Raw genomic sequence first — 11,267 nt, forward strand, 5'->3', positions numbered from 1 at the left:
ATGTATGATCTTGCTGAAAAAGCCCTGAAAGCAGTGACAAAATACGGTGCAAAAGAAGCTGAAGTCTACATCATTGAAAGTCAGAAGACGTCTGTAAGCATACAGAAAGATGTTATAGAAGGGGCAAAGGAAAATATAATAACAGGTATCGGTATCCGTGCTGTTGTAAACGGTGCTGTAGGTTTTGCAAGCACCAACATCATGAGCCTTATTGATGAGGCCGCAAAGAATGCGGTCAGCTCTGCAAATATACAGGACAGTGACCCGGACTGGAGATCATTGCCGTCGAACCAGAAATATCCGGCTGTTTCCGGAATAATGGACCAGCAACTTAAGAACATGGAACTCGATGACTGTATCGCTCATACTATGGAAATGATAGAAGGAACAAAAACCGTACCTGGAATAATAGTTACATCCGGCAGCTTTGGACGCAGTTATGGAAAGAGACTCATCCTGAATACCAACGGAGTTGAAGTATCAGAAGAAGGAACCGGAGTTTCCGGGTTTGTCGATGTCATCACTAATTCCGGTGAAACATCCACAGCCTATGATTTTGCAATATCCAGGAACAATGATATTGATTTTATTTCCATAGGGAAGAATGCTGCAGAACTTGCAAGGATGTCCCAGGACACCATATCAATTGAGCCTCACAGAACAGAGGTAATACTCCACCCATTTGCATTCTCAGACCTGATCGAAAATACATTCATGTCATCAATAGATGCCGATAATGTTCAGAAGGGGCGTTCAAGCCTCATCGGAAAGAAGGGCGAAATCATAGCAAATGAACAGCTTTCAATCTACGATGACGGATTGCTTGAAGGTGGTATCGAAACGGGGATCGCAGATGACGAGGGAGTTGCTTCACAAAGGACCACTGTCATTGAAAACGGGACATTCATGTCATATCTATATGATACCTACACAGCAGGAAAAGATTGTGTGGAAAGTACTGGAAACGCATCCAGGAACTCATATCTTTCAACACCTTCTGTGGGAACCAGGAATTTCATAATAGATTTCCCCAAATGTGATGTTATAGATGATACTGATTCTGGTGTTTATGTAAATACAGTGATAGGTGCACATACAGCAAACGGCATATCCGGTGATTTCTCAGTAGAAGCAAGGAACGCCTTTACTATAAAAGATGGAAAACTGGACAAACCCATTGCATCTCTCATGATATCAGGTAATATATTCGATATGCTTAAGAATATTAATGGGGCAGGCACAGACGTACGGAAAGTTGGTGGTACCATTACCCCCTCTATAAGAGTTTCGGACATCAGTGTAATAGGCTGAGAATATAAATTACATGGGAACATTATCATTCTCATGAGAATCGATCTCTTTTTTTTTATATGTTCTCTTATATGCAGAATTGTACATCATATCTTTTTTATATGTGTATTCTTGCAGTATATTAACAATGATTATAGGCAATAACTATCGATTTTAAACTTATTACTTCTCAAATGTGCGCACATATTAGAAACAATTATATATACATCTAAATTATAAGAGAGTTATATTTAATTAAAAACAATGCTAATTGTACAATCATTTGTTAAGGCAGATAATGGTTACATTACACAAAAAAACATTTGGCATCATTGGTGCAACTCTTGTAGGAATGATTTTGATCATATACCTGAGTTCACATGTTATTATTTTAAAGAGTTTTGATAAACTTGAAGAGCAGGATGCAAATAAAAATGCCATTTGCCTTAAAAATACGTTGTTGTTCGAAACCCTGGACCTTGAAAAAAAAACATCTGACTGGTCTGTCTGGGATGAAACGTATCAATTCATTCAGGATAATAACAGCATTTATATTGAAAATTACTTGATGGATGATACTTTTTTTAACCAGAGGCTGGATTTTATGCTATATTATAATGAAGCGGGGGTTTTGGTCTATAATAAAATTGTACATTCCGGAGAAGATAATTACCGGATAATTCATGAACTGGAAGATCATCTGGGACAAAGAAATGATCTTCTGGAGCATGATAATGAGAATAGCAGAAAGACAGGTTTTTTGGTATTTGCAGGCAAACCTATAATGTTAACTTCCCAGCCAATTGTAAAAAGTGATAAAAGCGGACCAATTGTGGGAACTGTACTTATGGGGAGATTTCTTGATACTGACGAGATCACAAGGTTAGAAGAAACAATAAACCTCAAAATAAAAATTACAAATCTTCGGAATTATAATCCGGAGGGTAACAACAAAAACACTCCTTATGGCGATAAAAATGAAACTATAACTACAAGTATCCTCTACGATGATACTCATATTTATTCATATGTGCATTTCAATGATATCTATGGAAATGAAGCATATTCTCTGGAAACCAGTATGTTTCGGTCCATACACCAACATGGAATTAATGCTATAAACTATTTCCTTCTTATTTTAGTCCTTACAGGAATTATTTTTGGTATTTCTGTGGCTACACTGCTGGAAAAATCACATCTTTCCCGCCTCAAGAAGCTTCAGAGTGAAGTGAAGGATATTGGTGAACGGGAAGATTTCTCCAGGAGAGTCCATCATGAAGGTACCGATGAAGTCGCCAATCTGGGAGAATCCGTAAACAAGATGCTTGAATCACTTGAAAGATCACAGGAACTTGTTTTAAGAAGGGATACAACCATTAATGCTATTTTGCAGGCAATGCCTGACATGATGTTCAAGATTAAAAGGGATGGAACGATTTGCAACTACAAACTCTCCACGGATAACTGCATCTATGAGTCCCCTGATACAGAACTAAATCTTACTCTGGATGATGTTCTTCCTTTTCATATTGCAGAGAGAGAACTGAAATTGATAGAGCAGGCCCTTTTGACAAATACGATCCAGACTATGCAATATACAATGCATGTGAAGGGCCAAATGAGGGATTTTGAGGTGCGGGTAATCGTTAGTGGTGAAGATGAGGTAATGGCTGTTGTAAAGGATATAACTGAAATAAAGCAGGCAGAAGAAATGCGTAGAAAGGATCTGCTTTTAAAGGAGATACATCATCGTGTAAAAAATAACCTGCAGATAATATCAAGCCTTCTCAGACTCCAGTCAAGAAAATTCACTGATAAAGAAACCATCGAAGCTTTCCGAAAGAGCCAGAATCGTGCAAAGACGATGGCTATAGCACATGAGAAACTATATCAGTCCCGTGATCTTGAGAATATCGAACTTGGAACTTATATTGAGACACTTATTAAATATTTGCTTAATGCCTATGCATGTGACCCGGAAGATATCAAAATTGATATAAAGATTAAAAACGTAACACAAGGCATTGATACAGCTATTTCACTTGGGCTTATCATTAATGAGATCGTGTCAAATGCCTTGAAGCATGCTTTTAAGGAGCACAAAGGGGAAATACTCATAGAGGTAAACCACGAGAATGATGGTAGTTACGTGCTTTATATAAAAGATAACGGAATAGGATTCCCTGAAGATATTGATTTCATGAATACAGATTCATTAGGAATGCAGCTTGTTGTCTCACTGGTAGAACAAATAGAAGGATGTATAGAACTTAAAAGAGGCAATGGTACGGAATTCAGGATCACATTTAAAGAATTATCCTACAAGAGAAGGGACTACTGATGGCTAATGAACGGATAATGATAGTCGAAGATGAAAAAATAGTCGCTCTGGATATCAAAGATAGTCTGGAACATTTAGGATACTCTGTGCCATGTATGACTTCCAGTGGTGAGGAAGCTATCAAAATCGCTAATCAATGCCATCCTGACCTTATATTGATGGATATAGTCCTTAAAGGAAATATAGACGGTATAGATGCTGCAAAGGTCATACGTGAAAATTATGATATACCTGTCATTTACCTCACAGCATATTCTGATGAGAGAACACTTCAAAGGGCAAAACTCACAGAACCTTTTGGACATATCCTGAAACCCTTTGATGAAAGAGAGCTTCGGACAAATATTGAAATTGCTCTCTATAAAAGGGAAAAAGAAAAAGAAAAACTTTTCGATCATGAAAAGTGGATTACTTCATTGCACAATAACTTTGGTGATGCAATTATATCCACTGATAACAACGGCGTAATTAAATATATGAATCCATTTGCGCAGGCACTTACCGGATATACGAAGGAAGAAGCCATGGGCCGGCAAATCTGTCAGATTTTTAAAGTTGTTTGTGAGGGCAACCGGTGTGCAGAGGACCCCACAACAAAAATACTGAGGGAAGGTGCTTTCTTTGGCCTTGATGATAACACTACACTCATTTCAAAAGACAACACCCACATACCACTTGATGTGATCGGCTCTCCTATTACCAATAAGAAAAATGAGATCATAGGAACTGTTGTGATTTTCTATGATATCACTGACCGGAAAAAGATAGAAAGATCATTTCGCAGCTTTGAGGTGGCCTATAGTTAAGTGGGCTTATTATTAGTTTTTAATTTTAAGGGTTCTTTAATGCCTGCCAGCACAAGCAGTAATGACAACAACAACATGGTTGCACATATATAGAAAGGCATTTCAAATGAGATATAACCGGCAAGAAGTCCTCCCATAATAGGACCAAGGGCCATTCCGGCTGCCTGGGAAGCTGTTATAGTACTTACTCTGGAACTGACAGAAACCCCTGCCAGATCAACCGCAAGAGCCATCACAGGAGTTTCCACAGCAGCCATGGATATTCCCTGTATCGAACGCAGTACTATCAGCTGGCTAACGTTTTCAACATGGCCAAGACCAATTACAATAGGAATGTTCAGGAGCAGGCCCATTGCTATTATCCTTTTCCTTCCTAAACGATCAGATATTAATCCCATCGGGGTCTGGAACAATACCCTTACTATCACGTAGGCAGAGACTGCAATACTAAGAGATATTTCACCTGTGTTGAGCCTTGTTTCATATTCAGGCAGGAAAGCAAAGATTATCATAATTCCTGCCATCATCATGAACATGGCAACTGCAAGAATGAAAAACTGGAGTCCATGTTCCGGCTTTGATGTACTTTTTTTATTAGGCGTACCATCATGGGTCTCAGATACAAAAAAAGAGATTAATATCAGGCTTGCAAGGCCCAGTAAAGTGCTTACATAAAACGCTGTGGCAAAACCATAATAACTTGCCACAACACCACCTATTATAGAACCAATGCCAAAACCAAATCCCCGCACCGTGGAATACATTCCAATGGCAATACCTCTTGTGCCAGTTGTCGACATATGGGTCACCATTGCAACAATAGCAGGAACTGTTGCACCTGCAGTAATTCCCTGCACCATACGCAGCATTACCAGATGATCGAAATTGTGGGTATTTGCATACATGAAGGAAATCAGAGTAAACCCGATCATGCCTATGACAACAAAAGGCTTTCTTCGGTCAAGGGAATCTGACAACCGGCCAAGGAATGGCTGCGATATAGCATTTGACAGTCCGAAAACAGTAGCTATTATACCTGCCCTGACCACAATAGGAATATCTGAGAAAATATCACTATCCATCCCAATTATGTACAGGGGAAGCAGGAATGCAAGCATCCCGGTACCAAGATCCTTGAACAATTTGGAAAGAGAGAGAATATAAAGGGCAGGGTCCAGTTTCTGCTTATTATTTTGAAGTACCGGAGCATCAGAGTTCATTTTAGGACCTGTGTAATGTGATTATTTGTCAAAGCGTAAAGCCTAAGAATCAATGAATAAACATCCTGAGGACGAACCGGTCATCTATCATCGCGGTCATATGAAACACGAACTTTACCTGGAATCCAGTAACTGTATCTTGTAGCAACGTGAAAACTAAAGATAGCAAGTATAATGCCGCCAACAAAATCAGTTATCCAGTGTATCCCAAGATAAAATATTGTGAACTGGATAGCCAGAGTTATAATAACTGCAAACATCTTGAATCTCTTCAGATCTGTCCTGAAAACGATAAAGAGCATTGCAAGGATGGAAAGGGCTGCATGAAGACTTGGAAAACAGTTGTCAAAAAAAGGGTCCACGGTCTTCAAGCCTTCATATACTATAGGACTTAAATTGTACAGCAGCGGCATTACTTCTGGCAAAGTATGGCCAGTGACCTTTACAGGAGTGAAGATGTAGAACGGAAAAGCAGTCATGTAAATAATGGCAATTGCAATGGCATACTCCCGCAGTGCCTGGGAATGTCTGGTAAATATGAGTGCTACAAAAGTGAATATAAGAAGGAAAGAAAATCCAAAAATGTAGATAAATGAACTTACATATGTCAACAAAGGATGGGTAAAAGCCTGGAACATACTCACACTGCTGCCTTCCATATGGAGTATGTATTGTGCAAGGTCATAATCAGGGGAAATTTCGAATATGCTTACAATCACGCCCTGGGATTTCACTAGAATATAGATGAACGAAACCAACAGCAAATGTGGCAGTATCTCCGATGTGAATGTTTGCATGCTTCTGTAATCTGCTGCGGAAATTCTGTTTTCGATCCTGTATCTGTGGGGTATGAATACAAAATAAGCTATAAGGTTCATAAGGAAAACTACAGGAACAATTATCGCTATTAGATGAATACCTTCCATTGTATCATTCAGTTGTTTTTCAATGCATAAAGATATGATTTAACAAATTTACCTTTAAAGATAAAGATTGTGCCTGAACATATGTTCCTAAAATGCTATCAGAAGATACCAAACGATCATTTGCCTGCAATCTTATTTTACGAAAAAGCAATCAGATTGGTAAAAAATGCAGGATTTAAGGATGTCCTGCTTTGAAGTTCACTCCACGACAATGAAGCCGCCCTTTGTCCAGGGGTGGGTCATAAGCTCGTATTTATAACTGCCCGCGTCTTCGAATACATAGGTAAATGTGTCACCTTTCCGGAGTGTTGGAGACTGGAAACTGTCGCCTCCAACAAGATTGCCTTTTATGATAAAGGCTACAGAGTCATTATTAACCCAAATGACAGTATCTCCAGGCGTGATTGTGGCTGAGTATGGATGGAACTCATAGTTCTCAATGTATATGACAGCATCTGCTTCAATTGCCTGTACATCTGAAGAATGTTCCTCTATACAACCTGAAAAGAATAATACCATCAGGGATATCAGTATGGTCAGGAATACAAGGTTTCTTACTCTCATATTCTTAGAACAATTGCTATTTGCTAATAACACTTTTGATGGCATCTCAGTTCCTTTCACGCTGCAAGAGGTACATTTCCTCAAGATGTCCGATAGTCTCAACATCTTCAACAGATTTGTCAGACCTTACATTTACCAGTCGAGGGAAACGAAGTGCATAGCCTGATTCGTAGTTCACACTTTTCTGGATCTCTTCAAAAGCAACCTCAAAGATTACCTCGGGTTTAATTTCAACCTCTGTTCCGGATTCCACTACAATGAGTTCAGAGAACAGTTCCGTCAGTTCTGCAAGCTGCTCGTCAGAAAAACCAGTGGCAACACGCCCGACTGGCAGGAAACGTCCTGTGTCGGGGTCATGGCATGCAAGTGCATAAGAACCGAGGAAACTTGTACGCCTGCCATACCCCCATTCTGCCCCGATAACGACCAGATCAAGGGTTTCCATAACCGGTTTTTTCTTGAGCCAGTTCTTACCTCTTTTCCCGGGAGAATATGGTGACTCAGGGTTTTTTATCATCACACCCTCATGACCTGCCTTTAAGGCATCATTGTATATCTCCAGGATCTTTTCTGGATCATCGGTGAGATACTGTGTATCAACTTTGATCGTCTCACCGTTTCTCACACATCCGGCAAGTTTCGCCCTTCTCTGAACAAGAGGGTGATCAAGCAGTTCCTCACCATTGAGGTACATAATATCAAAAAGATTGAGTATGAGAGGAATTTCGCGTGCAGTAGCCTGGACATCGTACTTTCGTCTGAAACGTTTCAGTATGTCCTGAAATGCCCTGGGCCTGCCGTTCTCATCTATAGCCACCGCTTCACCATCAAGTATTGCAGATCCGGCAGTGACGTTTTCCTTTACCGCTTCCACTATGTCCGGAAGTGATTCCGTAATATTTTCAAGCCTGCGGGAGAATAGTGTAACGTTGTCTCCTTCTTTGTGTATCTGGACCCTGGCGCCATCAAATTTCCATTCTACTGCGGCAGTGCCGATGTCTGAAAGAGCTGCATCCAGGCTTGGAGTGACCTGAGCAAGCATCATACGTATTGGACGATTGAGCTCAAGCCCAAGAGATACTACCGCATCCCGTCCACCATTCTTCGCGGCACTTGCAACAAGCCCAAGATCATTGGTAAGCATGAAAGCCCTTTCAACTTCTTCTGCCGTAACATCAAAGGCTTTGGAAATGGCATCCCTTACAATTCCCTCGCCAACTCCGATTCTCAGCTCTTCAACTGCAAGGCGTGCAATGTAACTAACCTCTTCAGGCGAGGATGAATTAAAAAGATATTGAAGATTCTTTATTTTAGATGTCTGGGAGCCTTTGCCTGAAGATTTGGAGATAGACCTGAACCTTTCAAATACTTCCAGAATAGAAAGGTCATTAGATTCTTCAAGGAAAGAAGAGAATGTTGCCTGGCCCCCGGAACTTTTTTTTAAAGCTCTTGATGCGGTTTCACCGATATCGCCAGTCTCTTTCACAAGTTCCTTGATGTCAGTTACAGAAAGCCCAGCTGACTTTGCAAGGGCATTGTAGAGAATACCTGCACCAACACCTATTTCTTCACTGCTCCAGGCAGGAAAAACCTCACCCATCACAAAGTGAGTGACAACAGGAAGTTCCTCATGAGTGACCTTTTTGAGCAAGTCGGCGACCAGAGAGGCCATATCAAGCGAACCGGAAGTACCTTCGATGACCTTACAGGCGTAAGCGAATTCTCTGAAACTTGTCATAATGCGCCTTTCCTTAAAAATATAAGACGATAGAGGCCTTTTCATTCCCTGTAAATAGAGATTATATCACTGAGGATCGCACTTGCAGTTTCAATAGAGCCTGCCCCGCGTCCTGTTACAGTGATAGGGCCGGCCAGTTCTGTCTGCATGGATGCAACATTGAGAGTACCGCCCACTGCCAGTGGATGATCTGTCGGCACCAGTTTAGGGGCTACATTTATCCTGCTGTCATTGACCTCACCTATGAGTTTTATGACATACCCGTCATTCTGGGCCAGAAGCAGTGCCTCAGGTGTTATCTTTGTAATACCTGTGATCGTGACATCCTCATGGGTTGCATTCATTCCAAATACACTGTTTGCAAGTATGACCAGTTTACAGGCAGTATCAATTCCCTCTACATCGTAGGTAGGGTCAGTTTCTGCATATCCGAGCTCCTGTGCTTCTGCAAGCATCTGTTCATACGGGGCATGCTCCTCCATCATGCGGGTAAGAATATAATTACAGGTACCGTTGAAAATACCTTCCACATTCGTGATCTTATTACCTGCCAGAACATCTCTTGCCAGGTTCAGTACAGGCATTGCACCACCTACGGTTGCCTCGAACTTGAACTTTGAACCATTTGCAGCGGAAGTCTCCATAAGTTCCCCGTATTTCATTGCAAGAGGACCTTTATTGGAAGTCACGACATCCCTTCCATGCTTAAAAGCCATAAGCATGTTCTTAAGGCCGGCGCCACCAGTTACTATGTTAGTAGGAGTGGTCTCAACCACAAGTTCATGATCAATGTTTTCTATGATCTCAAGTCCTGTGACCTTTTCAAAGCCTACTTTCCCTTCAGTCTTCTTCCTGAAAAGCACAGCGGCAAGGTCCACGCCATCATGATCAATAACAGCTGTTCTTGAGTCCGCAACAGCAACGACCTTAAAATCAAGGCCGATACTGTCAAGATAGTCTTTCTTATCCAGAATAACTCTTGCAACACCCTGTCCCACTGCACCAAATCCTATAATGGAGATACGTATTGTTCTCATCAAACTGCCCCCAATTCGCTTTTAATAGGTTCGATGACAAGCAGGTCTTTCTTTTTGGCAATTTCCTTTAGTAGCTCAATAGCTGATGCGAGATGTTCCTTGCTGACAGCATCTATTTTTAAAGATGCTGAAGATGGCATTTTGATCTTTGGCATTGAAAGGTTAAGGTCAACAACTTCTGCATAGCCGGTATTATCAATAGTATCTATTGTATCCTGGATATCCGTGTGGACGATATGTCCGATAAGAATTACCGCACCGTGCTCAAAATATCTTTTCTCATCGATACGTGCAATACCAATTTCACTCTCTTCAAGGCTGGAAATGATATTACAAAGGTTGTCCGGTTTAGTCTCAAACACTACCTGAACCGGGATAGTGCCACGGGGAGTCCTTTTCTCATGATGGTGGACCACCGAAATCAAATTTCCTTTGAATTCGGATACAGGTCTTAAAGCCAGAAGTAACTGCCCGGGGATATCTTTCAACTCAATGTCCATGGAAACTCGCATGTATACCCTCGTAATGTGTAAATAGAATTATTTATGAACGCTTAACCTCATACACATTAAATGTAGATATATTCTACGTACAAACTTTTTGCTTGTTTGCTACAAATGTGTTAAGATTTAGTTGCAAATCAGTGCTAGATACACTTAAATAGTACTTAAATAATTACATTTATAATTAATTCTATATGAAGGCAGGGATATTATTTCAGTGCTGTAAGAGTATAACAGACAATATCAATTAACAATCTTTAAAAATATAGCAGAAATTGGGCTTTGTAGAAATCCTCAATATTCGAACAACAATTTGATTAAAAATATTATTTAATGTGTTGCAAGATATTGGATTACAACCTCATCTCCAGTCTATGAATTTTGATTTTGATAGGTTCTACAGAGCAAAAATAAGAAATGTATTTAGTGTATCTGTCGTTGTTCCAGCTATAATAGGTGTTACAAGTATCATAGGAATAATTATTATGTCCTGAAATATGAGTATGAAAAGTCATTTTTTCAATGTGGTATAAATTTCTCCTTTTTCCTGAGTGATCGGAGAACTATGGCAGTGCTGCTCAAAGACAAAAGGAATCCCATAAATAACGATGTACCCTACATTCCCGCTTACTCATAACGTGTCCATAAATTCCTCCTTTGATGTGCCTTAAAATCTCCAAAACCTCTTCCATATCGGAGCGAAAGCTTTATCATCGTTATGTATCATATGTAATACATAACGAGGAACTGATACACATGACTGCAATTGTCTATCAAACAGACAACCGATCCGGGATAACCTATGCCTATGAATCCGTATCATACTGGGATAAAGAAAAGAA

The 11,267-nt window shown here is 40.2% G+C and carries 10 protein-coding genes; 4 read left to right on the top strand and 6 right to left on the bottom strand.

Features of this window, described 5'->3' with window-relative positions; translation table 11 throughout:
• The 3 genes from BB781_RS06505 (at window position 1) to BB781_RS06515 (ending at window position 4,437) form a co-directional block, all read left to right on the top strand.
• Window positions 1–1,311, top strand: coding sequence for a TldD/PmbA family protein (locus BB781_RS06505; RefSeq protein ID WP_094227694.1), 1,311 nt, complete (start codon window positions 1–3; stop codon window positions 1,309–1,311).
• 277 nt (window positions 1,312–1,588) lie between these two features.
• A complete protein-coding gene (locus BB781_RS06510; protein WP_094227695.1) occupies window positions 1,589–3,631 on the top strand; it encodes a CHASE4 domain-containing protein in 2,043 nt (680 codons plus the stop codon).
• Window positions 3,631–4,437 carry a response regulator gene (locus tag BB781_RS06515; protein WP_094227696.1) on the top strand — a complete coding sequence of 269 codons (807 nt, stop codon included), beginning with the start codon at window positions 3,631–3,633 and terminating at the stop codon, window positions 4,435–4,437. The genes BB781_RS06510 and BB781_RS06515 overlap by 1 nt, the downstream gene beginning before the upstream one ends.
• On the opposite strand, the gene BB781_RS06520 is transcribed toward BB781_RS06515, so the two are convergent.
• From BB781_RS06520 to BB781_RS06545, 6 genes are all read right to left on the bottom strand, one after another.
• Window positions 4,434–5,657: an MFS transporter gene (locus tag BB781_RS06520; protein WP_094227697.1), complete on the bottom strand. Its 1,224-nt coding sequence runs from the start codon at window positions 5,655–5,657 to the stop codon at window positions 4,434–4,436. The genes BB781_RS06515 and BB781_RS06520 overlap by 4 nt on opposite strands.
• 80 nt (window positions 5,658–5,737) lie before the next feature.
• Complete coding sequence (locus tag BB781_RS06525; RefSeq protein WP_094227698.1) at window positions 5,738–6,583, bottom strand: phosphatase PAP2 family protein; 846 nt, start codon at window positions 6,581–6,583, stop codon at window positions 5,738–5,740.
• Between the two features lie 198 nt (window positions 6,584–6,781).
• The gene (locus BB781_RS06530) at window positions 6,782–7,147 is read right to left on the bottom strand and encodes a cupredoxin domain-containing protein (RefSeq protein ID WP_129582649.1); all 366 of its coding nucleotides are present in this window, start codon (window positions 7,145–7,147) and stop codon (window positions 6,782–6,784) included.
• 46 nt (window positions 7,148–7,193) lie between these two features.
• Window positions 7,194–8,885 carry an ATP-dependent DNA ligase gene (locus BB781_RS06535; RefSeq protein ID WP_094227700.1) on the bottom strand — a complete coding sequence of 564 codons (1,692 nt, stop codon included), beginning with the start codon at window positions 8,883–8,885 and terminating at the stop codon, window positions 7,194–7,196.
• A 41-nt stretch (window positions 8,886–8,926) separates the two neighbouring features.
• The gene (locus BB781_RS06540; protein WP_094227701.1) at window positions 8,927–9,922 is read right to left on the bottom strand and encodes a homoserine dehydrogenase; all 996 of its coding nucleotides are present in this window, start codon (window positions 9,920–9,922) and stop codon (window positions 8,927–8,929) included.
• Window positions 9,922–10,434, bottom strand: coding sequence for an amino acid-binding protein (locus BB781_RS06545; protein ID WP_094227702.1), 513 nt, complete (start codon window positions 10,432–10,434; stop codon window positions 9,922–9,924). The genes BB781_RS06540 and BB781_RS06545 overlap by 1 nt, the downstream gene beginning before the upstream one ends.
• A 651-nt stretch (window positions 10,435–11,085) precedes the next feature.
• On the opposite strand from BB781_RS06545, the gene BB781_RS15960 reads away from it, so the two are divergent.
• A partial coding sequence (locus tag BB781_RS15960) for a hypothetical protein (protein ID WP_207205247.1) occupies window positions 11,086–11,267 on the top strand: 182 nt, incomplete at its 3' end.

This window comes from Methanolobus psychrotolerans (genome assembly GCF_002243045.1).
GTDB lineage: Archaea > Halobacteriota > Methanosarcinia > Methanosarcinales > Methanosarcinaceae > Methanolobus > Methanolobus psychrotolerans.